Annotated in this window: 21 protein-coding genes; 11 read left to right on the forward strand and 10 right to left on the reverse strand. The window is 58.6% G+C overall.

The annotated features are described in order from the left end of the window. Nucleotides 1–50 precede the first annotated feature (50 nt). The 5 genes from AM571_RS30450 to bcsN are packed head-to-tail and all read right to left on the reverse strand — an operon-like array spanning nt 51 to nt 9,005. Nucleotides 51–2,318: a tetratricopeptide repeat protein gene (locus tag AM571_RS30450; protein WP_074064685.1), complete on the reverse strand. Its 2,268-nt coding sequence runs from the start codon at nt 2,316–2,318 to the stop codon at nt 51–53. Then, on the reverse strand, nt 2,315–3,361 hold the full coding sequence (locus AM571_RS30455; RefSeq protein ID WP_074064686.1) for a glycosyl hydrolase family 8: 1,047 nt from the start codon (nt 3,359–3,361) through the stop codon (nt 2,315–2,317). The genes AM571_RS30450 and AM571_RS30455 overlap by 4 nt, the downstream gene beginning before the upstream one ends. Then, a complete protein-coding gene (locus AM571_RS30460) occupies nt 3,358–5,799 on the reverse strand; it encodes a cellulose biosynthesis cyclic di-GMP-binding regulatory protein BcsB (RefSeq protein ID WP_074064687.1) in 2,442 nt (813 codons plus the stop codon). The genes AM571_RS30455 and AM571_RS30460 overlap by 4 nt, the downstream gene beginning before the upstream one ends. After that, the gene (gene bcsA, locus AM571_RS30465) at nt 5,799–7,988 is read right to left on the reverse strand and encodes a UDP-forming cellulose synthase catalytic subunit (protein ID WP_074065674.1); all 2,190 of its coding nucleotides are present in this window, start codon (nt 7,986–7,988) and stop codon (nt 5,799–5,801) included. The genes AM571_RS30460 and bcsA overlap by 1 nt, the downstream gene beginning before the upstream one ends. 51 nt (nt 7,989–8,039) lie before the next feature. Beyond that, a complete protein-coding gene (gene bcsN, locus AM571_RS30470) occupies nt 8,040–9,005 on the reverse strand; it encodes a cellulose biosynthesis protein BcsN (RefSeq protein ID WP_074065675.1) in 966 nt (321 codons plus the stop codon). Between the two features lie 508 nt (nt 9,006–9,513). On the opposite strand from bcsN, the gene AM571_RS30475 reads away from it, so the two are divergent. The 8 genes from AM571_RS30475 (at nt 9,514) to AM571_RS30505 (ending at nt 17,946) form a co-directional block, all read left to right on the forward strand. After that, nucleotides 9,514–11,208, forward strand: coding sequence for a putative bifunctional diguanylate cyclase/phosphodiesterase (locus AM571_RS30475; RefSeq protein ID WP_074064688.1), 1,695 nt, complete (start codon nt 9,514–9,516; stop codon nt 11,206–11,208). 84 nt (nt 11,209–11,292) lie between these two features. Next, nucleotides 11,293–11,751: a ubiquinone biosynthesis methyltransferase UbiE gene (locus AM571_RS30480; RefSeq protein ID WP_074064689.1), complete on the forward strand. Its 459-nt coding sequence runs from the start codon at nt 11,293–11,295 to the stop codon at nt 11,749–11,751. Continuing rightward, nucleotides 11,748–12,926 (forward strand): class I SAM-dependent methyltransferase, encoded by a 1,179-nt coding sequence (locus AM571_RS30485; RefSeq protein ID WP_074064690.1) that lies wholly within the window; start codon nt 11,748–11,750, stop codon nt 12,924–12,926. The genes AM571_RS30480 and AM571_RS30485 overlap by 4 nt, the downstream gene beginning before the upstream one ends. Further along, nucleotides 12,923–15,283: a SpoIIE family protein phosphatase gene (locus AM571_RS30490; protein ID WP_132553026.1), complete on the forward strand. Its 2,361-nt coding sequence runs from the start codon at nt 12,923–12,925 to the stop codon at nt 15,281–15,283. The genes AM571_RS30485 and AM571_RS30490 overlap by 4 nt, the downstream gene beginning before the upstream one ends. A gap of 4 nt (nt 15,284–15,287) precedes the next feature. Continuing rightward, nucleotides 15,288–15,842, forward strand: a complete 555-nt coding sequence (locus tag AM571_RS30495; RefSeq protein WP_074064691.1) for a slr1658 superfamily regulator — start codon at nt 15,288–15,290, stop codon at nt 15,840–15,842. Between the two features lie 18 nt (nt 15,843–15,860). After that, nucleotides 15,861–16,199, forward strand: a complete 339-nt coding sequence (locus AM571_RS30500) for a slr1659 superfamily regulator (protein ID WP_022717797.1) — start codon at nt 15,861–15,863, stop codon at nt 16,197–16,199. Between the two features lie 324 nt (nt 16,200–16,523). Next, nucleotides 16,524–16,682, forward strand: a complete 159-nt coding sequence (locus AM571_RS36695; RefSeq protein WP_155774557.1) for a hypothetical protein — start codon at nt 16,524–16,526, stop codon at nt 16,680–16,682. Nucleotides 16,683–17,667: 985 nt separating this feature from the next. Next, nucleotides 17,668–17,946 carry a DUF982 domain-containing protein gene (locus AM571_RS30505; RefSeq protein ID WP_074064692.1) on the forward strand — a complete coding sequence of 93 codons (279 nt, stop codon included), beginning with the start codon at nt 17,668–17,670 and terminating at the stop codon, nt 17,944–17,946. A gap of 120 nt (nt 17,947–18,066) precedes the next feature. Here AM571_RS30505 and AM571_RS30510 read toward each other — a convergent pair whose 3' ends face one another. Together AM571_RS30510 and AM571_RS30515 are read right to left on the reverse strand one after the other, a co-directional pair. Beyond that, nucleotides 18,067–19,437: a GGDEF domain-containing protein gene (locus tag AM571_RS30510; protein WP_074064693.1), complete on the reverse strand. Its 1,371-nt coding sequence runs from the start codon at nt 19,435–19,437 to the stop codon at nt 18,067–18,069. Between the two features lie 9 nt (nt 19,438–19,446). Then, nucleotides 19,447–20,217: a transporter substrate-binding domain-containing protein gene (locus AM571_RS30515; protein WP_237358610.1), complete on the reverse strand. Its 771-nt coding sequence runs from the start codon at nt 20,215–20,217 to the stop codon at nt 19,447–19,449. A gap of 449 nt (nt 20,218–20,666) precedes the next feature. Here AM571_RS30515 and AM571_RS30520 point away from each other — a divergent pair, with 449 nt between their 5' ends. The 3 genes from AM571_RS30520 (at nt 20,667) to AM571_RS30530 (ending at nt 23,751) form a co-directional block, all read left to right on the forward strand. Further along, nucleotides 20,667–21,626, forward strand: coding sequence for a helix-turn-helix domain-containing protein (locus AM571_RS30520; RefSeq protein WP_074064694.1), 960 nt, complete (start codon nt 20,667–20,669; stop codon nt 21,624–21,626). A gap of 148 nt (nt 21,627–21,774) precedes the next feature. Beyond that, on the forward strand, nt 21,775–23,283 hold the full coding sequence (gene adh, locus AM571_RS30525) for an aldehyde dehydrogenase (protein WP_074064695.1): 1,509 nt from the start codon (nt 21,775–21,777) through the stop codon (nt 23,281–23,283). 69 nt (nt 23,284–23,352) lie between these two features. Continuing rightward, on the forward strand, nt 23,353–23,751 hold the full coding sequence (locus tag AM571_RS30530; RefSeq protein ID WP_074064696.1) for a DUF779 domain-containing protein: 399 nt from the start codon (nt 23,353–23,355) through the stop codon (nt 23,749–23,751). Between the two features lie 28 nt (nt 23,752–23,779). Here AM571_RS30530 and AM571_RS30535 read toward each other — a convergent pair whose 3' ends face one another. From AM571_RS30535 to AM571_RS30545, 3 genes are all read right to left on the reverse strand, one after another. Then, the gene (locus AM571_RS30535; RefSeq protein WP_074064697.1) at nt 23,780–24,163 is read right to left on the reverse strand and encodes a VOC family protein; all 384 of its coding nucleotides are present in this window, start codon (nt 24,161–24,163) and stop codon (nt 23,780–23,782) included. Nucleotides 24,164–24,237: 74 nt separating this feature from the next. Then, nucleotides 24,238–25,470: a chromate efflux transporter gene (chrA, locus tag AM571_RS30540; RefSeq protein ID WP_074064698.1), complete on the reverse strand. Its 1,233-nt coding sequence runs from the start codon at nt 25,468–25,470 to the stop codon at nt 24,238–24,240. Then, nucleotides 25,442–25,753 (reverse strand): PadR family transcriptional regulator, encoded by a 312-nt coding sequence (locus AM571_RS30545; protein WP_074064699.1) that lies wholly within the window; start codon nt 25,751–25,753, stop codon nt 25,442–25,444. Before AM571_RS30545 ends, chrA begins: the two co-directional genes overlap by 29 nt. Nucleotides 25,754–25,801: the final 48 nt, after the last annotated feature.

Below are 25,801 nucleotides of genomic sequence, written 5' to 3' on the forward strand. Positions count from 1 at the left end.
AACGAAGTTTGTGCCGGGACGCCGACAGCGACGCTGCGTGCAAAAGCCGATCAGCCCGATGTCTCCGGGCGCGTGGCTTGCTTGAGGTCGGCTAGCCCTCTGTTGGCATCCTTACTGCCAGTGGCGGCGGCCGCATTGAATATCCGTTCGGCATCGCCATACATTTCGAGGTTCAGATAACAATAGCCGCGCAATACCATGAGATCGATCGTCTCGCGTTTGAGCTGCGCTCGCTGATCGAGATAGATCAGCGTCTCGCGATACCGCTTGGCGCCATAAGCGGCCAGTGCCCGGTCAGCAAGGATTGAAACCTGGAGTTCGGCGGCGCGCTCACGGCTTTGAGGCGCGCGTGTTGCAGCAACGGCTGCATTATTGGACAGCCCGGCGCGCAGGTAAGCGAGACTCTGTCCATAGGCGGCGTCTTCGCGTGTCTGTCGCGCAGAGCCCTTCAAGGCTCTTTCGAAAGCGGCGACAGCTTCCATCGGACGATTGAGATCCATCAGGCACCAGCCGCGGCTGAGCGCGGCATCGGGGCTGAGGAGGTTCGCATCCGCCGTGGTCGAGCAGCCGCGCGGCTGACGGGTGCCTCCCTGCTCAATCACTGTCTGCGTTGCCGACTTTTCCGTTCGCACAACCGGGCCAGGGCGCTCGGTTGCGCCTCCCCCGTCAGCCGGTTGAGCCCGCACAGCTGCCCGCGCAACCCCTTGTGGGGCGGGCGCTTGAAGCGGCGCCTCGACCGAGGGCGGCGATTGCGATGCATCGTCAAGCGAGGCGATACGCTGCGAGCGGCCGGCCCAAATCCGCTGGACTTCCGCAACGCCCTTGCGGTTGTTCAGTTGCTCATGCGTGATGGCAAGACCATAGGCGGAAGGTTCGTCGTCCGGTTTCCAGCGAAGTGCGGTTTCAAACCAGCGCGCTGCCGTGTGTGGCTGATTGAGCGAGCGCGCATACCAGCCGAATTGCTGCGCGGCCGGCACGTATTTGTGCGCAATGGTCTCCTTTGCCATGCGACCAAGGACGTCTTCGCTTATATCGGCGGGCGGCTGCAAAGCCATCAGATTGGCAGCAGCGGCAAGATAGGTATCGGTAGCATCCTTGGTATCGCTGCGCCACCTGTACATCACATCCTCGGCCTCTTGAGGCGCCTTGCGGGCGACAAGCGCCAGTGCCAGGCCCTGCGATGCGGATGCCGAATCCTGCTTGGCACGAGCTGCGCGAAACCACTTCTCCGCCTCTGGCGCATTCTCGCGTCGAAGCTGATACCAGCCGAGCAGGAGCGCGTCGGAGGCGAGCCCTTGGTTTTGCGCCAGACGCGCTACACGCGATACATAGTCTGCCGCGACATCGAGCTTCGGATCGGCGTTGCCTTCAGCGACGAAGCGGCGAGCGAGCTCGTCACGGATGCTATCGAACTCGCGCGCACCGCTCACGGCAGGCTGCTCGAGGGCAAGCAGCCGCTGCATGGCCTGATAGGGCAGCAATGCCGAAGCCTTCTGGACGCTGGCAACGCGTTCCTGCGGGTTCGTGCAGTTCTTCAGGATGTAGCTGTAGGCATCTATGCTGCGCGCTTCTCGTCCTGTATGGACGAAGGCTTCGGCGAGGCGCCACAAGACGTCTATGTCGCTGCAGGTCAGAAGGCTTGGGGTCGCAGCGCCGATCTCGATGACGGTTGTGTACTGTTTGAGGTCGGACGCATTGACAAGCCGCGCCCGGGCTTCGGCGACATCCAGGCGATCGATGAGGTCAGCGGGCGGCTGCCAGCTGGCATCGACAGTCCGGCGGTCGGTGATCGCTTTGCGAAGCTCTGCATAACGACCCTCTGCATAAAGCTGCCACATGGTTTCGAGCTGCTTGTCGCCGCCTTGCGGCACGGCCAGCGGATCGGCGGGCGGCACCCAGTCCGGATAAAGTGCTTGAAGACGGGAGATTTCGGCCTGCAGGCGGACCTTGTCGCCGCGGCTTGCAAAGTAACGCAGCGCGCTTTCGTCGACCTTGGGCTGAGCTGCCGGTTGCGGCGCTGGCAGCTGTTGGGCCGATCGCCCCTCCCAGGCCGGCTGCGGCTGAGCCGCTGGGGCGGCCGCCTGCTGAGGTTGAGGCGCCTGCGCCTTCAGCACCGGTGCCGCCTCCTGAAGGCGATCGGCGACTGCCTGGACGTCGATCGGCTGGCTGTCGAGCGTGCCCGGTTGCATCGGACGGTCCGTCTGCAGGTTCGAGCGTCCGATGCCGAATTTCCCCAGCAGCGCTCCACGGTCCTTCACCCCGGTAATCACGAGGGCCACCACCGCTGCAGCCGACAATGCGATGAGGGAAGACTTCACAGACACTCCGGATGTTTCTTCACAACGAGGGCCAGCCCGAGCAGCTGGAGCGTGGACGGATAGTAGAGTGCAGGCGAAAACTGCCGGGCGGTCGGGGGCAGTTTCTTGCCGTTGACCACACAGGCCACAACATCGTTAACAATTCGATAACCCGAGTCGGACAGCACCGTCTTCACGCTACCCGTGGCAAGATCAATTGTGGCCGGAGCACCATCCGCCGTCATGCCAAGTTGCAGCCTGGAAAGCAGGGCCTTGTCGATAATCCCTGCCCTTGCGAGATAGAGCGGGATACGAACCGCATTGTATGCGAACTCCGCATCGAAACCTTCCGCTGGTGCTGGCCGGCGGGCAAGGCTTACCCATTCAGCTGGAAGTTTGCGCGGCCCGAATTGCAGGGATTTCAGGAGTGCAAGGCCGTCATCGGAAAGCTTCTGCCACCGGCCTGACGGCGCAAGCAGCGCCATCACCGGGATCGCCTCGAAGATCCAGTAGGAGGGATTGACTACCGGCCCGTCGGTGCGGTCGGAAGCTGTAAAACCTTCGACGCCAGGCAAGAGCACGGTGCGGCCACCGGCCTCCACAACTGCTTCGGAAAGCAGCGCTTGGGCCATCCTGGCAGCGGCTTCGATATAATCGCTCCTCTTCCAGGAGTTGCCGGCGAGCGCAAGCGCATAGGCAATCAGCATGTCGCCGTCCGAGGCGTTATTGGTGTCTGTCACATGCGGTTTGGCTGAAGGGTCCCATTTCCATACAGCAAGCCCGTCATCGCGCAGAAGCAGTTCAGTGCGGGTGAAATACCAAATCTGCTCGAAATCGGCGGGGTTGTTGGCGAGGTAGGCAAGCAACAGGCCGTAACCCTGGCCCTCGCTGTGGCTGACATTGCCGTTGCCGTTGTCGATGACACGGCCGCTCTTATCGACAAACAGCGCCTTGTATGCAGTCCACGCCTTTGGATCGACGAGTACCTGTTGGGCCTGAACGGGTTCGACAGCAATCGCAAAAGCGAGTGCACCAGCCAGCGCCGTTGCCGCGATCCTCTTCATTTGCCCCTGCCCAGTCTGCCGAGCATGCCCGAGGTCGCCATGCCGAGGAGAATCGAAAGAACGACAAGTAAAAAGGCATAGGAAAGGATGTTGGTGGAAAGCCAGTTGGCGGCGATCAGCCTAAAATTTGCAACTGACCAGGGCTGGGAGGGCACGAAGTCGAAACGCGACACCGGCACGGTTTCGATCTCGCCCGTTTTTTCGGAATAGGTGGTGATGTGCCCGGAAATCTGCGGCCAGTTGCGCTGCTCCGTCATAGCATCGATACTCTCGCGCAGGTCCTTTGCCGAGGGGGCAGCGACGACTGTCCAGGCCCCGGCTCCGGTCGGGCTGGCGCCTTGCGCAATCATCAGGCTCGCCACATTGGACGGACTGTAGACGGCTTCTGCTCTCGGTACGAATTGCAGCGAACTCAGCGAAATGTCGAAGTTCCTGCGCAGCCACTCCTGGAATGCCGTGACCCGACCGCGCCATGCGCCGCTGCTTACCTTCGAGCGCCATTGCTCGAAAGCGGAATGGGTATCCGGCTGGACCACCTGCGTATCGGGTACCGGGCGCCAGGTGGCCTGGCTTGCGGCGGAGATATTCAGCTGGGACAATACCGCCGCCGGCAATTGCGAGATGGAACCGATGAACACGGCGTCCTGATCACCGATTGAACCTGGCGAAGCCGTCGGCTCTACGTTCATCGGACGACCGGAAACTACGGCCATCTGGCCAAGCAGCGTGGCCGTGGCAGAAAGCGTGTCGGCATCAATTCGGTCTATGAAGAGCGGCATCGGACCGGCAAGCCGTCCATAGGGGTAGGCGGTACCAGCCATGGCGGCAAGATTGGGACGCTGCCCGACGCGGGCGAAATCCGGCATGCGGAACTCAGTCGTATCGAACAAGGCAAATCGCGACGTGGTCGAGGCGGTCGCACCGGGCACACATATGTTGTCATCGCTCGTCGTGAGGATTGCTTCAAGACTGAGCGAATTGAGGCCCGGCTTGAAGTGGCGCATCGCCACGCGGATCGGCAGATGACGGAGGATGCCGCCCCCGGTTCCGGTGATCGGCATCGTCGATGCGATATTGCCGTTGACATAGATGTCGATATGGCTACCGGGAAGGACGCTGCCAGTATAGGCTGCGTCCAGCAGAACTGTCGCTTCTCCATAGGCATTCGCATAGAAGTCGGAAGGAACCGCGACATTGAAGTTCGTACGAAAACGCCGCCCGGAAAACTCGGTCGTCTTCACGCCCAGATCGGCGAATGTAAGCCGCGTGTCGCGAAGTATCAAAGGTGCGTTTGGCGCGCTCCAGCGCTCTGTTGTGAGGGTATCGCGCCTGATTCCCGGGGCGATGTCGGTTGGGGAGACGATGGTATCGATGGCGGAGGAGACTGCCTGCCACGAAGGGCCGCTGATCAGAAGCACGGGCGAGCCGGTATGCGGGTCGGTGACGAATGTCGCGAGCGCTGCGGACTGAGCCGCCGGTGGCAGATCTGGAAAATAGGGCTGCAGCTCGGACGTCGTACCGACCAGAACGGTAAGCTTGCCGGCACCGGCTGCCGGCAGCGTGTCGACGCTGAAGGAGATGGATTGGTTCGGCATACCACTCAGCACGGAGAGTCCCTGTGCAAGGCGCAGCAGTGGCTTCGTCGTGCCAGGCTGCTCAAGGGCTGGAACGAAGAGGTCAAATTCCGTTCTGCCGGCCCCGTCGACGCCGACCGCACGAATGGCATCCATGCTTGACTGCTTTGCAGCGTCTTGCCCTTCGAAGCTCAGATAGGACTGCGCCGGATCGATATTCGACCAGAGCTCATAAGTCGACTGGATCGTACAGTCCGTGCGGTGACGCTGGCTCGCCTCGAAGGTCAAGAGGTTTGCGCCGGGCTGCAAGAGACCGCGCGGAACATCGTAGCTGACTTGAACGGGTGTGTCGGGCGATGCGATCTGCTTTTGACCGATCGGACGGTTGTTGATGAGCACGGTGATCTGCGAGGCTTCCGGCGCAACGACGATGGAGTTCTGGTAGGCGAAATTGAATCGTGCCGGCGCGGATGCCTGTTCCGGGGTGAGGTAGACGCTCCAGGACTTCCGGTCGTATTCGCCCTCCAGGGTGAATTTGTCGAAGGGAACGACGTAGCGGCGCATGCCGCTGGCCGCCTCTGGCGGGGTGCCGGGCGGCTGGACGGCTTGCAGCTGATCGGGATTTGCGGAGCCCGGAAATGATCTGGAAGGTTGCGGCGGGGCGGCAGTTGCCGACGGTGCGGCTGGAACCGCAACGGGCGGCGTCACGGTTTGAGCAGGCAACGACAGGCGCGGCACCATGGGATGAAGACCGGCCGGGCGCTCAGGCGACATGTCAAAGGGCGCAGGCGCCTGTGCAGTCTGAGCCGAGGTAAGCGTCGAGGTGGTGACGACAAACAGTGCAGCGGCAAGACACGTCCTCATCAGCCGTTCACCTTTGCCATCTGCTGCTGCGCTTCGCGCTCCGGCCGCATGCTGCGGAACAAATAGATGAGCCCGCGGCTTGTCTGATAAAGCGATAGGCCGAGGAACCAGATGGTACCGCGGATGAGGCCCGGATTGCGCCGGCGCGATTCCTGAAACTGCGCCCATTGATCGGAGTTGGCAAAGATCAAATCGGCGATCAGGCGATGATCTAGCGCGCTCTTCGGAATATACTGGCAGCCAACAGCCATGATATCGCCGTCACGCTCCATGTTGCGAACGATGAGCGGCAGAGTTTCAAGGTTAGCACCGCTATAGGGGCGGAAGCGGATTTCGCCTTCGGCGCCGATCGTCATCGGGTCCAGCTGCTTGTTGAACACATGGAGACGCGCTCCATGGACCGAGACGTCCTCGATGGAGGCAGTATGCCATTTGCCGTTGACGCCGAATTCGCATCGCCGATTGACCCGCACACGCCGCGATGCGGCACGCTCGCCGCGCTCCGACACCACGCCAAGCGCACAGCCTGCCATGATGAGATTGATAAGGTTCCACCCGCCGACAACGAGCGTCACATCCGCCTTGTAGGGCTCGGCGTAGATGCGATAGATCGTAATGGCGAGCGCAATGATCTGCACGGCAAATATAACGAAAAAGGGTCTGCTGATTTCCGAAAGGCGGCTGACCGAAATCGATTCGTCCTTTGCCGTGACCTTGAAGGTTGGTTTTCGTGGGTTGATCATGACGGAAACGACGGCAGGCAGAAGGTGGACTGTCTGCACATACTCGTAAAGCTCCGATATCCACGGCCAGCGGAACGACCCATAAAGATAATTCTGCATCATCAGGTTCACGAGCATATAGGCAAGTGTGTAGGCAAGAAACTCACCACCGGAGGCTGTGAATATTTCCAGATCGAAGAACAGATAAAAGAGCGGCGCGAACAGGAAGATCGTGCGCGGGAACGGGAAGAGCCAGAACAGCGTCGAGGACATGTAACAGAGGCGCTGCGGAATCGACAGACCGCGCTTGAACAGCGGAAACCGAAATCGCAGGATTTGCATCATGCCTTGCGCCCAGCGGCTACGTTGGCCGATGAAACTTGCGAAGGTGGCAGGCTGAAGACCTGCGATCAGCGGCTTGTCGACATAGATGCTGTTCCAGCCGGCGCCATGCAACGCCAATGCGGTCTCACAGTCTTCAGTGATGCTGATGCCGCTAAAGCCATTGGTGGATTGCAGCGCGCGACGGCTTAGAACTGCGGCTGAGCCGCAGAAGAAGGCCGCATTCCATTTGTCCAGGCCTCGCTGGATGATGCCGTAAAACATCTCATTTTCGCTCGGCATGCTGTCGAAGGTACGCAAATTGCGCTCCAGCGGATCTGGATTGATGAAAAAGTGCGGGGTTTGCACGAGGAAGAGCTTCGGGTCGTCGTCGAAATAGCCGACCGTCTCGCGCAGGAAATCCCGGGCGGGTGCGTGGTCGGCGTCGAAGACGGCAATGAGCTCGCCCGTCGAATGCTGCATGCCGTTGTTGAGATTGCCCGCCTTGGCATGCTCATTGCGGTCGCGCGTCAGGTAATTGACGCTGAGTGCCTGGCACAGCTGCCTCAGTTCATTGTGCCTGGCAATGGCAGCCTGGGCTTCGAGCAGCTTGTTGGAATTGCGTTTTTGCAGCGTGCCGCCATCATCCAGCAGCCAGACCTGCAATTTGTCGGTCGGATAATCCATCGCCTTTGCGGCGGCGAGCGTATTGCCGAGGAGATGGGCGTCTTCGTTATAGGTGGGCACAAAGACGTCGACATGGGGGAAATCCTCTTGCTTGACAGGGCGCGAGCGGCGCGGCGGTAGTGGGGTCGCGACGATGAAGAGGCTGAGCGCCAGCATTGCGATGCTGTACATTTCGGCGAGATAGAGCAGCAGACCGGGAATAAAGTTTTCAAGCTGATTGACGGGCGGCAGCGTGTTCGTGGTGCGCCAGTAGGCATAACGCAAGACGACGGCAGTACCGAAGGCAAGCGCGATCAGGCGCCATGTGCCCTCCCCCTTCAGGACCTTGATCACGGCCATGATCGTGACGACGGTGATACTGGCAATGAGCTGAGTCTGCAGGTTCACCGGCAAGGTGATCAATACTATGACGCAGAGCGAAACGATCGCCCAGGTGAAGATGCTTCGAGCCTTATGCATCGACGTCCCTTCAAAAGCATTGCCGGGCATCGGGCGCCGGCTATGCATTTCCTATCTTCGGCATGCGGCCGTCATGGCCACATCGCCTATGCAGTCGGGCGAAGGCACGGTGATACCACCTGCCTTTGCCGCTTCTTGAACGGGGTCTGGCGCCGGCATCGGCTGCGTACTCGCCCCAGGTGTTTCGAAAGCTTCGTCCGGCAGCGGTACGCGCACCCCGACCGGTGTCGGCGTGGTCGCTGTTACCGGCGCCTTGACTTGACGTTGCCGACGGCGCACGGCGGTCGGGGCCGGTTCATAGCCGATTTCAATGGCGCCTTGGCGGGGGCCGCCGTCATCGGGGTAGACGGGACTGCCGGCGCGGCCGAGAACCTCATCGGCGCCCTTTACCTCACCGTAAGGGTTCCATATCTCTCCATTGAGAGTGCCGGTGAGCGTATAGGCATACATCACGCTCAAGAGCTGACGCTCGCTGGCACGCCCGTCGCAAAGGCGAAGCCGCACCTGGATCATCCCGAAATTGCGCGCTTGCGAGTGTGCCGCCTGGTTCGATCGGATCTGCTGCCAGCCATAGAGGCAGGTATCGCCGGCGCGGCTGCGACCTGCGGCATAAGCGAAGGGCCCATAGTTGTTTTGCAGGAAGGTATAGTTCCTCGCCATCGCAACGCCCGGGGCGGCCACCCATGCTTCACGAGAAACCCCCCTCTCGTTGATCATCTTGTAGGAATCGCCTCCCGCCCCCGGATTGGACCCGCTGGCCCCATAGAATTGCACCTTCAGGAAATTCTGCCCCGGCACGGAAGAGGAGGTAGACAGCCAAAGCATCTGCTCCACGCCGTTACCGCGCCTTGTTTCGACGACACTGACGATGGCCGGCCCGCCGGGGGGCGGAAGAATGAGTGCCTTTTCGCTGGCCACGGTCTCGGGCGCCGAGGGCTGCCTGACACTGCCGCTCGTCGACACACAACCGGCCAACAAGACCGCCGCGACCCCCGATATCAACCCCAGCAAGCGCATTTTGGGTGCCGCCGCAAAATCGTCTTTCCAGATATCCATCGGCACTTCGTGCAATGGATGTTCGAATCAACGACCCGACCGGCCGTTGACGGGGAATAAACGGCGGACATGGTTAATCAAACGTTAAAATCGCACCCTTGCGACAGTCAACCGGCCGCAATGACGCAGCCGGCTCCCTAAACACGCTGTGCGTTCTCATCGTGTGACGTGGCCATTCCATGCCATCCGGTGAGACTGATGCCGATGACGAGTGCGAAGATCTCAGCGTTTCCACCGCCACCGGACCACCAGGTCCGTAGTTGGTTTGTTATTCTTTGGATAAGCTTTCTGTCATATACGATCGAGAACCCGGTCGTCACACGGCCGCAAGACGGCGCGTTCTGGTAGAGCTCTGCGTTGACTACAACGGGGCTCGCTCTAGTTCTGATACGGAACAGGATTGGGTTCGACGGGATGTATCGATAACGGACCAAGTGAAGCAAGGCGGGTTAAGGAGGGTGGTAACCCTATGCCGGAAAATCGTGCGAATTGGCGTCAGCCGGGTCCGCAGAAGTCCGAATTCGGTAGCCGCGCCGAGGGTCTGTTTTCGGTCTGGGATCATGATCTCAGGCTTGTCGACTGCTCCGAAATGCTCAAGGAGCGCCTGGATCTTGCTGACGAGGCACCCGTAACATTGGCGGATGTGTATCCCGACCTGGCAAATCCCGACCTCGCCGCCCTCGTTCAGCTTGTCGTCAGTAGCGGCAAGCCTCGCACCATTCGTCTCCGCTCGCATGAATCGGATCGGCGCAATCTTTTGTTGTTCCAGGCCAGGGACGGCCTTGCGATCGTCGAAGTTGGCGGCAATGACATTGATACCGCAAAAGCCCAAGAGCTGGACCGGGCGTTGCTCCTTCACCAGGCGACCCATGACGTTTTGACCGGGCTGCCCAATCGCCGCCAATTCAGCGACAAACTGGGAAAGATTCTCCCGGTCCGTGCAAAGGCGGGCCTTGCACTGATGCAGATCGATCTGGATGATTTCAAGCCCGTCAATGATACGCTAGGCCATGGAGCCGGGGATATCGTCCTGAAGCTTGCGGCCGAGAGGATTCGAAAGGCACTGGGTAAAGACGAGACCGCCTACCGCCTTGCCGGTGACGAATTTGCCGTCATACAGATCGCCCGTGGGCAGCCCGACGAAGCCGAAAAATTAGCAGAGTCGCTGATCAGCGAATTTCGCAAGCCCTTCACGGTGGACGGAATTACCGTTTTTGTCGGTGCCAGTATCGGCGTTGCGATTGCACCTCGCGACGGCAATGAGAGCGAACAGCTGATGAAGGCTGCCGACGTTGCCCTTTATGCCGCCAAGAAGGATGGACGGCGACGTGCGCGAACCTTTAATCCGAGCATGCTGCAGGTACTGGAACAGCGAGAACTATTGAGACGGAGCCTTCGGGTTGCGCTGCAACACCATGAATTTTTTATTGAATATCAGCCGCTGGTCGATCGATCGATGGCGATAGCCGGCTTCGAAGCACTGCTGCGCTGGCGCCACCCAATCCTCGGAGTAATCTCCCCGATCGCCTTTATACCGATGGCTGAAGCAGACGGGCTTATGAGCGAAATCGGTCAATGGGTGCTGGAAGAAGCGTGCCGGCAGGCCCTGACGTGGCCGGCCAACTATACTATTGCGGTAAACCTATCTCCCGCCGAATTTCTAACCCCGGGGCTGACCGACCGAGTGTCGCAGACCCTCGACGTCGTCGGACTGCCCTCGGAGCGCTTGGAGCTCGAGATCACCGAAACCGTGCTGCTGGAGCGCACGATCAACAATCTTGATACGCTGAACACACTTAACGTGCTGGGGATCCAGATTTCCCTCGATGACTTCGGGACCGAGTATTCCTCTTTGAGCTATTTAAAGAACTTTCCCTTCGATAACATCAAGATAGACAAGTACTTCATCAACGACCTGCCCGGCGATCAGAAGAGCCAGACGATCGTCCGCTTCGTCATTGAAATGGCCCATGGGCTCGGCATGCGCGTGACGGCCGAAGGCGTTGAGACGGCCGAACAGGCCGCCTGGCTGCAGGCAGAGGGATGTGACCGGTTGCAAGGCTATTTCCTGAGCTCTCCTCTGGGGGCCGACATGGTTGATGAATTTATTCGCAAGCATAGTGACGACGGACCTGGAATGACCGGGCCAAATGCTGAAAGGTGAAATGGCAATTCGCCGAGGAGGTGTCGGTTGACGAATCGAGAAGCGGCAATAGGCCCATCATTTGACCAGTTGCTCAGTCTGAAGATGGACATGGCGAGCTTTACCGCCGACTGGCTGCATTGCGATCAGTTGTCGAACTACGTCGCTCGAATGGTCAGCCATGACCGTCGCGATCCCGTGCGCCATTCCAACCTGCTCTCATCAGCCCTCAACGAGCTTCTTGAGATGTCGTTTCGCTCCCAGACGGATGATGGCGACTTCGTTTGCAATTTTTATCGCCGTCAGCAGATCGAGCGCATCGAGCTGATCTTTCCTTGTCCGCCAGAACAGCGACAATTCTACAAGAAGATTGCCCTGGGACTTAAATCTAGTCAGGCCCGTGCAAATTATCTCAACGTGATCACCAACGATGCCGCCTCAGATGGCCAGGCGATCCTGCTCGGACTGGCTGTGAACTATGACGCGGAAATCCAGGTCCGCGATTTGGGTGTCGGCACGGTTGCATTCATTGTCGACCTGCCGCTCGAAAGGCTACTGAATTGACTGCACAAAGTCCTTCGCCTGTCTTTACAGCGCAATTCAATATCAACGATCAGGAATTCTCCCTCGCAGGCGTGCTTCGCCCTCATTCCCCGGCTGAAATTGCCGACGATTTCTTGCTGCTGCGAAATGGAATCGAGACCGTCAGCGGTGTTCTATATATCAATCTGAAGCGCGTTACGCATATGAACAGCACGGCATTTCGTGCCTTGACGCGCGTCTTGGTCGATGCTTCGCGTTCAAGGCCCGAGGTCAAATTTGTCATCGTCGCATCAAGCGTTGTCGCCTGGGCGGCACGGATGTTCCGGCATCTGAGCGATCTTTCGCCCAACATTGCCATCGAGATCTACGATTCGGCATTTTATCCCGGCCAGACATTCGTTGAAAACCAAAGCTTCATTCCAATCCTCAGAACCCAGACCAAGATGACCTGGCGGCATGAACGAGAGATATTGCCGCGCCACGGGCTTCGCAACGGCATGGTAATTGCCGACATCTGTTGCGGAATTGGCGATTTCGCGATGCTCGTCAGAAAGGAGTTCGCTCCGGCAAGGATCGTTGCGCTGGATCATTCCTCGCCAAGCCTAGACTATGCCCGCGATGTTGCCGACAGGTTCGATGTCCGCGATATCGAATACACCTACGGCGATGCATCGCAGATGCTGTTCGAAAGCGACCAGTTCGATTTCGTGACCTGCCGGCACTCGTTGCAAATCTTCGATCGTCCCGAACTGCTGCTCAGGGAGCTCTATCGGATCTGCAAACCTGGTGGACGGGTTTACATTACCAACGAGAAAAACTCCCATTGCCTCGGGGAACCGCGGGCAGACAGCATCCAATGGACCTATAACGAGGTTGCCAAGCTCTTCAGTTATTTCGACATGGACGTCGAAATGGGGCCAAAGAGCTTGCGTCTTCTGCTGGAAGCTGGCTTCGATGCGGTGAAAATGGAGAGCTTCATGGTCACCAACCTCGATGGCGATCCCCAGGAGTTCGCGGACGTCATCGCGGCATGGCGCGATGTCTATGCGGACGAAATGTCTGTTCGCCGAGGCGATTCGGCGGAGTTCATCGAACGTTTCAAACAGGGATTCGCCGACCATATCTTTGCGGCGCTTCATCCGAAGGGCTACGCTGGCTGGCCCATTTGGGCAGCGTCCGGGCGAAAACCGCTATGATGACCGCGCCGATCAGGAAGGCAAACCTCGGCCTGCGCTCATTTCGCGCCAAATTCATGATCGTTGTCGGTGGGGCGGTTCTTTTTGACCTGCTCATCAGCGGCGGTCTCGCCCTTTGGAATGTCCAGCGTCTTTCTCGCGATGCGACGGCAGAAGTAGGACACGGCCTTGAGCGGGCAAGCCAAGACTATATCCGCTCCTATACCGATTCCACGGCCGCGCAGGTTAATTTGCTTCTTCATCAGGTCCATTCCGACGTCAAGGCGTTGGCAGGTGTGCTTCAGGGTCAGATTGATCTACCCGCCAGGAACGGGGAGATTGGAGCCGCCATGGCCAGGGCAGCTCCAGGTGCGGTGACAGTGACGTTCGACACCAAAGGTCAATGGGCGCAGAACCTTCCAGGGGCGCCGTCGGTCGTCAGCGTCTGGAGCTACCTCCTGGACAAGGAGCATCATCCGCTACCGCAGGTCCAGACCGATATCGAGACCAGTGCGGTCCTTGATCTTGTCGCCCCCGACCTCCTGAAAAACGGTGCCTCGAAGCTGCAGATGTACTATATCGGGCCAAAGGAACGCCCGATCTTCAGGACGGCACCTTATACGGAACAGGCGCAGACGTTCGATCGGCTCTATCCCGGTCACAACAGCGCAGACTTTTGGGATTTCTTCTTCCCCGGTCTTTATGAATCCTGGCAGAAGTGGGCAAGCGATCCATCCTTGCGGCCGGTACCTGACAATATCACCCAGACCGCTCCTTATACGGACGCGATCACCGGAAAACTGATCGTCAGCTTCTTCCACCCGCTTTGGACTTCTGATCGGCGTGGCGTGGCGGGGGCTGCCGGAGCAGACATCACCCTTGACCAGCTCGCCGAAATCGTCGAGCGCGTCAAGGTCGCCGAAAGCGGCTTTGGCTTTCTAACCATGTCGGACGGCAACGTCGTTGCAATCAACCCTGCCGGTGAAAAGATAATCGGTCTTCGTTCTGCTAGCGACGCCACGAACAAGGGCGTGACCGGCCTTGACCGATCTTTGCGCAACAGTTCGCAAAATCAGATCGCCTCGCTGCCGCTAGATGCCGATGGCGTCATAAGGCACATTTCGCTGAATGAAAGGGGCGAAGATGTTCCCTACCTTGTCGTCACAAAACAGCTAAACGCAACCAATCTTTGGATAAATGGACCGGTTCAGCGCGAGGTCATGTCGCTCGGCATCGTGGTGCCCGAGCGTGAAATCTATGCCTCTCTCACTGCCGCCAGGGACCAAATATCGCGGGCAACCAATCGCATTCTGATTTATCAGATCCTCGCGGTTCTCGTGTCGATGCTGGTCGTCACGGGGGCGGTCTTTGCGGTGTCAAAGCGAATTACAAGCGGGATCAGCGCACTGGCTGGTGCCGCCAAGCGCATACAGGCAAAGGACTATTCTGTCAGGGTGGACATATCCACCAAGGACGAGGTTGGCGAGGCCGGTCTCGCCTTCAATCGCATGGCCGAGGAAATAAGCTTCCATACCGAAAATCTCGAAAACCTGGTTGTTGAGCGCACGAAGGAAATTGAGGAGGCCAAGGAAGAAATCTCGATCCTGAACGGCCAGTTGACGAGCGAAAACCTACGCCTCGGTGCCGAACTGGATGTGGCTCGGCAGATTCAGCTTATGGTGCTGCCACGCGCCAAGGAGCTTGCGGCAATCGAGCAGTTGGAGATTGCCGCCTATATGCGTCCCGCCGACGAGGTCGGCGGCGACTACTACGATATCCTGCAAAACGGAGATCATCTGAAGATAGGCATTGGCGACGTGACGGGCCACGGCCTCGAGAGCGGTGTTTTGATGCTTATGGTGCAGTCCGTCGCAAGGGCGCTACAGGAAGCCGGCGAAACGAACCCCTCAAGGTTCCTCAGTTACCTGAACCGCACGATCTACAAGAACATCGAGCGGACGAAAACCGACAAGCACGTCACGCTGTCATTTCTGGATTATGATGGCGAGCGCTTGACCATTTCGGGCCAGCACGAGGATCTGATTATCATTCGTCAAACCGGCGCGGTCGAACGGATAGACACCAGCGACCTCGGTCTTCCGGTGGGACTCGAATCTGATATATCGGCTTTCATTAATACTCGCGAAATACCCTTTCACAGCGGCGATTTGATTGTCCTTCATACCGATGGCGTCACCGAGGCCGAAAATCCCGAAGGCGAACTCTTCGGCATCGACCGGCTTTGTGAAAACGCCCGCCGCCTGCAGGGCCGCACCGCAGAGCAGGTGATGAACGGCATTCTCGAAAGCCTTATGGCCTATATCGGGACGCAGAAGATACATGATGACATTACGCTCGTCGTAGTGCGACATAGGTGACAACATGGCAACGGTCCTATATGGGCAGGAGCATCTCGCTTCGTTTGACGCGACGCACGCCGTTCAGCTGCGGCTACACGATGGCCCGCTTGATCTTGCCTGGAAACATTCCGGCATGACGTCGGATTTCATCGCCGAGATGATGGCACTCCGATTTTTATCTTCGAGGCGCCGCTATAATCAGGTCCGACATGATATCGGCTATCTGACGAACGAACTGATCGAAAATGCCATCAAGTTCCGCGCCCCAGGCGAGATCGCGATCGAAGCCATGGCGGAAGACGACAACTTCAAGATGAGAATATCGAACTTCGTCGACCGACAGACGGCAGCCAGGTTCCAGCGGTTGCTGTCGACCATAACCCAGGGCGATCCGAGCGATCTTCTCATCCAGCGGATCGAGGCGAGCGCGAAAATGGCCGACAGCGGCTCCGGTTTGGGATTGCTGACCTTGATGAGCGATTACAAAGCAGACCTGGCTTGGCTCTTTGAGGAGGACCGCGCCCGCAACCGTGCGAAAATCGAAACATATGCCGCAATGCCAATTTCACCGTCATAGAACCGCGAGAAAAGTGCTATGGAAATCAGAGAAGAAGCGTTCCGCGTCTGGTCCGAGGGCGGTACCGTTTATTTTGACGGAACCATGCGGCTGGCAGGCCCGGATGCCTACGCACCCATTCATGCTTTGGCCATGAAAGCGCTCGAAGAGGGGGCCGGCAAGGCCACCTTCGACGTGACAGGACTCCAATTCTTGAACTCCTCCGGTATAAACCTGCTTGCCAAATTGACGATCGAGGCCCGCAATCACCCGGACATTCATTTGACCGTGCGCGGCTCTTCCCAAGTTCCTTGGCAGATCAAATCATTGCCCAACCTCAAGAAGTTGCATCCAGGCGTGGATCTGCGGCTGACCTGACACCTGTCGCCCAGACCCGTTCGACGCCCGAGTGATCTGCGCCTTTGCGTGAAGTTCACCGGAACTGCAACTTGCGGCCGGCGCAACCGGCAAATCGAACGTGATAATGCCTTCGGGACCGTCACACCGATCCCTTTCCGGCAGGCAGCAGTCCAAAACCGCGATGAGGTGGCTATATTCTGTCGCGAGCTTGGCAAGCATCACAGCCTTTGCCGACATGTATCGTTAGAAGTCAAAGGACGCCGAAGGAGCGACCACATGCAATCACCAGACCCGTCAGAAGGAAGACAAAAAGCATCGCACCATCACCGGAGGTGATCGGCCATGATCTGGCGCAGGAAGCGCCGCGGGCATTATTGGGCGGCGTCATTGCCCGATCGTTTCAGCGCCGGCGACCTTGATCTCATTCTCGTCCCTGGCACCTCCGGAAGGCGGGTCCGTTTCCAGTTGACGATCGACGGCAAGGTTTACGATCGCGCCTAGATATCGATGCCGGTGGACACGGCACTCTCAGGGAAACGAAGCCAGGTCAGATCCGCAATTTCGAAATCCCCTCGACGGGCGTGGAAGCATTCGCTGTTTCCTTCGGCCGAAACCTCGAAAGCACTTCAAGGCCTTTATTCGCGATGTTATCCGATATGGCTATTTACTTGAAACGGCTCGCTACTTCAGGCTTGGTAATATCCGGCGTGATTGCGTCTGCGGCCTGGCACTAAGCTCATGAACATTGCCACAGTCCATGGCGCGTTGACCACCCAAGTCCTTTTGATGGCGCTTTGCTTCCACTTCAGAAGCCCTTGGCGCTGACTGACGATGTGGCGGAAACCAGGATAAACTGGACTTGCAGGGGCCGACCCTCCTGGTCGGATGCAGCTGCGGCGGCATGGTAGCAAGGCCGGCGATTACCTGCTGGAGCCGATACGGGGCGTTTGACAGTAAGAGGCGATAGTGAGCCGTCAGTCCATTTGCGGACGCTCGGCCGGCCTGCATAACAAAGCGGCAGCCTTAGCCAAATTCATAGACCAGTGCCACGATGCCTATAAGGCAAAGCACGGCGAGAATGATTCGCTCTGTCCTCGGTGTCATAACAGCCACCACTTGGGCAGTGATCCCATTAGAAAGATCAGCACCACCAGAGCGAGGTAAATTGTCCACCCGATACCTGGATGAAGCCCGGCCATCGCATCACGCAAATATCGTAAAATGTCTGGCCTTGGGCGATCCTTGTCTCCCTTGTCCTTTCCGCTTCGGTCAGTGCGTGGGCCAAGCATTGAATTAACCCGGACCCCGTTTTGCCTGTGACCAGCGCTCTACCAGCCACGAATATAGGCATGGGCAACTGGGTAAACGCGCAACGGGCCTGTTTGTTTGGCGCCGTGGAGTTGATTGCGTCCTCCAGGAGGCCGCGGCATCGGGCACGCGTTTTGCAAGGCGTACGGGTACGGCGCTTTAAACGGAGGCAAGTGTTATGAAAAGGAACGGTTTGGCGTTTCAGCCGGTTGGTTTGGCGATGCATTGCATCGGCAAGTATCGCGTCGTTAACTCTGTGGGTCTTGCGGCCGACACATTACTGCAGCACTGGCCAACCGATGACGGAGAGGATTTTTCTGAGGCAGTCATGGCCTGCCTTGACGGTTTGTACGACCGAATACCTCCCGAAGATGTGCGGGCAGCATTTATCAAGGCTGCGCATGAAGCCAACATTATCGTCGTCGAGTTGGTGAGATCCGCGCACCCGCGCAACTGATGCCCGCGCCTGTTGGTGCCAGCGACACATCACCAGCGACACATGAAAGGACGAGTTTTGAAGCCGAAGCCATGCGAAGGCTTCAGGTTGAGGATTGACGAAACGACTGCTGACAGATGCTCAGCCCGCTTTTGAAATTCCGATATCGAGCGATGCGACCTGGACATTGTTGCGTCCGTTTTTCTTTGCAGTGTAGAGGGCACGGTCTGCTCTGGCGATTATGTCTGGCGGCTGATCGGAAACACTGTTGGCGACAGCGACGCCCACGCTGGCGGTCAATTTCAGAAGTGGCCCTGTCCCTGTCTCAATGTTGAGCTCCTGCACAGAACGCCTCAGCCATTCCGCCCGCTCAATCGCTTGCTCGAGCGAACACTCCTCCAGGACGACCACGAACTCTTCCCCGCCGTATCGCGCGGCAAGGTGGTTCGCTTGCCATGGCACCGACGTCAACACATTCGCGACAGCCACAAGAGACCTGTCGCCTGCAAGATGGCCGAAGGTGTCGTTGACAGATTTGAAGTGGTCGATATCGATCATCATGATCGCAACGCTGGGCGAGCTTATTGCCGGATGGGTCAAGACTGCCGCGAGATAGCTTTCAAAGGTGCGGCGGTTCGCTAGGCCCGTCAAAGGATCTTTTTCTGCCAATCCTTGCAGGATCGAATTGGTGCGGTGCAAATCGTCGGAGACCTGGCCGTAGGCTACTATCGCCGCATCAATCATCGCGAGTTCCGAAATGAGTGGAAGGCGTTCCAGCGTTAGGACGGGTTCGTTCCTGCCAATGCACTCCAAGTTCTTGATCGCAGCGCCGATAGGCGCTGCAAGATGATGCTTTGCAGCAATGAGTGTCGTGACGGCGAAAAGGCCGGGAACGACCAGAATGAAGAGCCAACCGACCTGCATGTAGCCTGCACTGCTTTGGATTTCGCTGGCGATATTGTCCGCCACGACGGCAGCATCGCCGCTCAATTGAGCCGCCATTTCATCGAGATCGTGTATGGCCCTCTCATAGGCCTGCGTCGCCAGCCGGTCGAGTTCATCAGCGGCCGGGACGTCAATGGAAGTGGCGGAGGGCGATTGCGTCGAGCTTTCTTTGTCGCGGGCCTGCTGGCGAAGCTTAGCGATCGTCTTGGCTTCGTCGGCGACTTTTTGAGATCTCTCGATCAGAAAACCGTTGTGATCGAACGAAAAGCCTTGCGCAAGAGCCTGGATTTGTAACTGGATCTGGCGCTCCAGTCTGCGGTCTTTCGCCAAGAATATGGACCGGACAAGAGACGAGAGGCGCTCGATTTTAACCGCATTGCGCGTTTGAGTTAGGATCAGGGGAATCTGTACATCGCGCGTAAAGTTCGCTTGCGTCTCAATTCTTTTCAGAAAGACGAACGAAAAGACCGCCGCGATCAGCGTATATGCGACGACGCCGATCAGAAGAAATCTTGCAACGGCGCTAAGTGAAAGCTGACGCCGTTTCGGGGCGTTGTTTTCTTCCATTCCATCGGCTCAATAAATGCTGAAGGGGAAATAAGCGTCGTTGATTCGGTCGTAGACACCGTTGAGTTTGATTTGCTTCAGTGCGGCATTCACCTTCTGGATCAGGGCCGAGTTTCCCTTCTTCGCGGTGATGTGCGCCGAACTTTGAAGAAATTCGCTGGAAATTGGATCTCCCACATATCCAAAGCGCGCCCCTTCCGTGGTCTGCAGGAAGCTCAAAAGTTCAATGGCATCGCCGATCAAGAGATCGGCCTGGTTGTCCAGCAGAAGACGTTGGGCACCGGGTTGGTCCTTGGCCAGCACGGCCTTGCTTGCACCATAGGCCTTTTGCAAATACTCCGCCTGGATCGTGTCCTGTGCTGCCGCGATGCGGACGCCGGACAGGGCAGCAGGCGCACTGTCCTGAAACTTTTCAGCGTCGCCGACCAACACTGAATGAGATCGGTAGTATGGAGCGGAGAACTCCATTTTTTTAGCGCGCTCTTCGGTAAACGCCATGCTCGCGACGATCATGTCGTATTTGTCATCCGACAAGCCCTGGACGATCTCGGTCCAGGGGACGGCGACAAACGTGCAATCGACCGCCATTTGCTGGCAGAGCGCTTTGGCGATATCCACGTCGAAACCAGCAAGCTGACCGGAGGAATCCTGAAAATTGAATGGCGGGTATGCGCCTTCCGTCGCGACCCGGAGCTTTTCATTCGCCGTCGCGAGATCAATCGAGCCTGCGAAAAACAATACTGCTGCAAGTGCGAACCGGCCGATCATCTGTTCCCCCATCTTCCGTCCTTTCGATCATATTAGGAGAAAATAGATAACAAACGATGATGGCATCCCATCGATTTCAATGAATTCGGAGCCAAAGCCGAGGCCCAATTGCACTCAGAGCGTCATTCGGCAGCACCTCATTTTAGAGGACGTCAGCGCACAGCATTGCAGGACCAAGACGTTGGCGGAATATCGGCAACATTTGCCGCGGCCAGATCGTCGGGACCTGTCGTGCCCGAACGGCGCCGGCAGGACCCTTTCAATCTTTGGCGCTTTGCAACATCAGGCAAATACAGCCTCAACGCTGCCCCGATGACGCTGCGCCGGATGCCCTCAGAAACACCAACTGTCGCAGGAATGCGACAGTTGAGTCACCGCATGCGACAATCTTCATATTTCACAAGCATTGCAGAAGCTCCTGATTTCCGCCAGATTGGTATGGCGTTCCGTGGGAGGAGCCGATGCACGAACACTCCGCACATGCCGGTCATGTCTATACAAGCGCGCAACAGAAATCAGCGGCGGCAAGTTCACCCATTGTGGCTTCTTGGCGCCGTTGCATGACCATGCACCAGCTGGCGCCGGAGGATGTGCGAACACCTTTGCAATTGACCGAGCACGAGTTCCGGCAGGCACGCGAGCAATCAGAACAGCTAGTCAAGGATGCGACAGACGAGCTCGATCGGCTTTTCTTGACGGTCGGCAAGGCGGGCTGCTGCTTGCTGCTCACCGACCGCAACGGAATTGCGCTGGAACGGCGGGGCAATGCCGGCGACGACAAGGAGTTTTACGACCTCGGCCTTTGGACGGGATCGATTTGGACGGAGGCAAGCATTGGAACGAACGGCATCGGCACTGCGCTGGCCGACGAGCGTGCCGTTGCAATCTTCCGTGACCAGCACTTCTTCTGCTCTAATATCCGGCTCAGCTGCACGACCGCGCCGATCCGCGATCATCGCGGCCAGCTCGCAGCCGCACTCGACATTTCCACCTGCCGCGACGATGTCAACGAGATGACGCTGTCGATCCTTTCGCAGACCGTGCGCGACGCGGCCCTTCGCATCGAGCTCAACATCTTTCGAAGCGCCTTTAGCGGTGCACGTTTCCTGATGGTCCCCGCAGGGGCGAATTCGGCGGCCGCCTTGCTTGCCGTGGACAAGCACGACCTCGTGCTCGGAGCCACCCGCGCGGCGCGGCTGGCGCTGAAGCTCGACGACCGTCAGATTGCCGCGGGCGTTCCCGCCGCCGATGCTCTTCATGAAAGAAGCGCCGCAAGCGGCGATGATCTTCTGGAAGCAGAGCGTGCGGCACTTTTGCGCGCCCTTACCCGGACCAACGGCAACGTCTCGCGGGCAGCGATTGATCTTGGCATGAGCCGGGCGACCCTCCATCGCAAGATGAAGAAGCTTGATCTCCACTGACGTCCCTTGTTCTTTTCGAAGTGCGATGTCGCAACACTGCGACACTGTGCACTGCAACAATCCCCCGACAGTCTGGTTCGTTCTGCAAAAGACGCGCAGATTTCTTCCACTGGTTCACTCATGAACCTGGCTCATCAGGGAGGATGACATGCTGCATCAGAAGATCGTCGAATCGCCGTTCAAGTTGAAATACGGCAACTTCATCGGGGGCGAGTGGCGCGAGCCGATTGAAAGCAGATATTTCGACAACATCACGCCGGTCACAGGCGGCAAGCTTTGCGAAATTGCACGTTCCGACGAAAAGGACGTCAACGCGGCGCTCGATGCGGCCCATGCCGCCAAGGACAAATGGGCGAGAACTTCGCCTGCCGAGCGCTCCAATATCCTGATGAAGCTTGCCCAGCGCATGGAAGACAAGCTGGAATTGCTCGCCCAGGCCGAGACGTGGGACAACGGCAAGCCGATCCGCGAGACGATGGCGGCCGACATTCCACTTGCCATCGACCACTTCCGTTATTTTGCTGCCTGCATACGTGCACAGGAAGGCTCTATCGGCGAAATCGACCACGATACTGTCGCCTATCATTTCCACGAGCCGCTTGGCGTCGTCGGCCAGATCATTCCTTGGAACTTCCCGATCCTGATGGCAGCCTGGAAGCTTGCTCCGGCCCTTGCGGCCGGCAACTCCGTCGTTCTCAAGCCGGCTGAACAGACACCGGCTTCGATTCTCGTGTGGGCCGAACTCGTCGGCGATCTGCTGCCGCCCGGCGTCCTCAATATCGTCAACGGTTTCGGCCTGGAAGCCGGCAAGCCGCTTGCGACCAGCCCGCGCATCGCCAAGATCGCCTTCACGGGCGAGACCTCGACCGGCCGACTGATCATGCAATATGCCAGCCAGAACCTTATTCCGGTTACCCTCGAACTCGGCGGCAAGTCGCCAAATATATTCTTTGCCGACGTCATGGCCGAAGACGACGAATTCCTTGACAAGGCGCTGGAAGGCTTTGCGATGTTTGCGCTCAATCAGGGGGAAGTCTGCACCTGCCCCAGCCGCGCCCTGATTGAGGAATCGATCTATGACCGCTTCATGGAGAAGGCCGTCAAGCGCGTCGAAGCCATTCGGCAGGGCAACCCGCTCGACAGCGCGACGATGATCGGCGCGCAGGCATCCAACGAACAGTTGGAGAAGATCCTCGCCTATCTCGACATCGGCAAGCAGGAGGGCGCCGAAGTGCTGGCCGGGGGTATGCGTAACGATCTCGGCGGCGAACTTGCCAACGGCTATTACGTCAAGCCGACGATCTTCAAGGGGCACAACAAGATGCGCATCTTCCAGGAAGAGATCTTTGGCCCGGTGGTATCGGTCACGACGTTCAAGAACGAGAAGGAAGCGCTGGAGATCGCCAACGACACGCTTTATGGCCTGGGAGCAGGCGTCTGGACGCGTGACGGAAACCGCGCCTATCGCTTCGGCCGCGAGATTCAGGCGGGCCGCGTGTGGACGAATTGCTACCACGCCTATCCGGCGCATGCAGCCTTCGGCGGCTACAAGCAGTCCGGTATCGGCCGCGAAACGCATAAGATGATGCTGGATCATTACCAGCAGACCAAGAATATGCTCGTGAGCTACAGTCCGCAGGCGCTCGGCTTCTTTTGAGCAACAGGTTTAACCAAACTGCTGCCTCCTCCCTCGTCGGGGAGGAGGTTTTGGCATGAAGGAACCAGCATGGAAACGACCGTTACCGGTGAACCGCGCGTGCTTGCAACGGATGCGGCGCTTGTTCTCATCGACGAGATCCGCCGCGACAATCCCGATATCCTGTTTCACCAGTCCGGCGGCTGCTGCGATGGGTCGTCACCCATGTGCTACCCGTCAAATGAATTCCGCGTCGGCGAGACAGACGTGAAAGTCGGCGAGATCGCCGGCGTGTCTTTCTATATCAGCGCCAGCCAGTTCGAGGCCTGGAAACATACGCAACTGATCATCGATGTCGTGTCCGGCCGCGGCGGCATGTTTTCGCTGGACAACGGGCGCGAGAAGCGTTTCCTCACCCGTTCGCGCCTTTTCGGCGGCGAGACCTGCGCCATCGGGATGCCAAGCGCTCCCGACGTCCCCGTCGTTTGAGAGGCCTGTCGGCCGCACATGTTCAAGCTCATTTCTTCGGCGCTTCGAACAGTTCGATCGGATTTCCCGCGGGATCCTCGAGAAGGATCTGCTTGCCGCCCATTCCTTGCACGATTTCATTCCGAAACCGTGCGCCGGCTTGACGCAGTGCTGTGACCTGCGCCTCTATATCTGCAACTTCGATCTGGATGCGATTCCAGCCGCCGGGCTCGGGCCTGCGCCCATCCGGCATCGCCTGTGGCGCTCCGCCTGGTCCGGTCATTGCGCTGACGAGAAGGCGAAAACCATCCTTTTCGAGAATGGCGAAGCCTTGCGCAGGACGAAACGAGACAGAGAAGCCGAGATGCTTTTGGTAGAAAGCGACTGCTGCGTCGACGTCGTCAACGATGTAACGCACACTGATGCCTGACATGGAATTTTCCTCCTTTTTACTTCTCGTTGCTTCACCCCCGATAATGGCAAAGGTTCGCCCTTGCCCAAAGGTCCTTAGACGAGCTGAAGGAGCGCACCGCTTGCTGCCAGCAACAAGACGACAATCCACGGCGGCATCTTCCACACGACAAGCAAGAGGAACCCTGCGAGCGCCAGTGCAAAATCCACGGGCGAGAGTACAGCGTTCGTCCAGACCGGGCTGTAGAGGGCGGCACCAAGGATTCCGACGACAGCGGCATTCGCGCCACGCATGGCGGCCTGTGCGGCGGGTCGCAACCGGAACGCGTCCCAGAACGGCAGCATACCGTAGACCAGCAGCAAGCCCGGCAGAAAGACGGCGACAAGTGCGATGACCGCCCCGGCGAGCCCGTTGGGTGTAGGCCCCATGACCGCGCCGAGATAGGCGGCGAAGGTAAAGAGCGGTCCGGGAACTGCCTGCGCCAAGCCATAGCCGGCGAGAAAGGCCTCCTTGGTGACCCAACCGGGCGCCACCACTTCCGCCTGAAGCAAGGGCAGCACGACATGTCCGCCACCGAACACCAGAGACCCCGAGCGATAGAAGGCATCGAACAGCGCGACAGCCTCATGGCCGGTGACGCCTGCCACAATCGGCGGAGCCAAGAACAAGACCGCGAAGCAGACGAGTGCGATCACTCCACATCGGCGCGAGACCGGGAAGCTGAGACGTCCGGCCAGAACAGGGACGTCGGCGCGGCAAAGCCAGAGCCCAGCAACAGAACCAAATGCGATCGCCCCGGTCTGGCCGAACGTTCCGCCGATGAAGACAGTGACGGCAACTGCGGACAGCGCAATACCGGCCCGCTCGCGGTCAGGGGTTAGAACCTTCGCCATACCCGAGATCGCCTGCGACACAACGGCAACGGCGACCAGCTTCAGGCCGTGCAGAAAGCCTCCTGCTACGGGTCCGCTGAAAGCCTCGGCACCGAGCGCAAAAACAAGGAGGATGAAAGCCGATGGCATGGTGAAAGCGAACCAGGCTGCGAACCCGCCGGCCAAGCCGTTGCCGCGCAAGATACCGAGCGCAAAGCCGACCTGGCTCGACGCCGGTCCCGGCAGAAATTGGCAAAGCGCCACGAGATCGGCATAGCCGGCCTCGTCGATCCATCTGCGCCGCACCACCAACTCGTGCCGGAAATAGCCGAGATGCGCGATCGGTCCGCCGAAGGAGGTGAACCCGAGCTTCAGGAAGACGCGAAAGACTTCAGCCGGATTGCCACGGGGGCGTTCGACTTCGAACTCAGCCGGTGCTGTCTGGGAGGATTTCACGAAAGAGCTCCTTGGCTTTTTCCTTGGCCCTTTCGAGAGCGACAAGGCCGTAGGGCGTAGCGTTGTAGGTCCGCCGGCGCGTGCGGCCTATGCGTTCGATACGTGAGGCCAGATAACCTTTCTTCTCCAGGGAGTGCAGCATGGGGTAGAGCGTTCCGGCGCTGACTTTATAGCCGTGCCTGGCCAGTTCCTCGATCATCCATAGGCCGTGCAGATCGCCCTTGGCGGCGTGATAGAGGACGTGGAGCCGGACAAAACCGGAGAGAAGATCCTGATATTCCATTCCTTGCCATCAAACCAGATAGTCGACATTCGATATCGCGAACCGATA

This window comes from Rhizobium etli 8C-3 (assembly GCF_001908375.1).
GTDB classification, from domain to species: domain Bacteria; phylum Pseudomonadota; class Alphaproteobacteria; order Rhizobiales; family Rhizobiaceae; genus Rhizobium; species Rhizobium etli_B.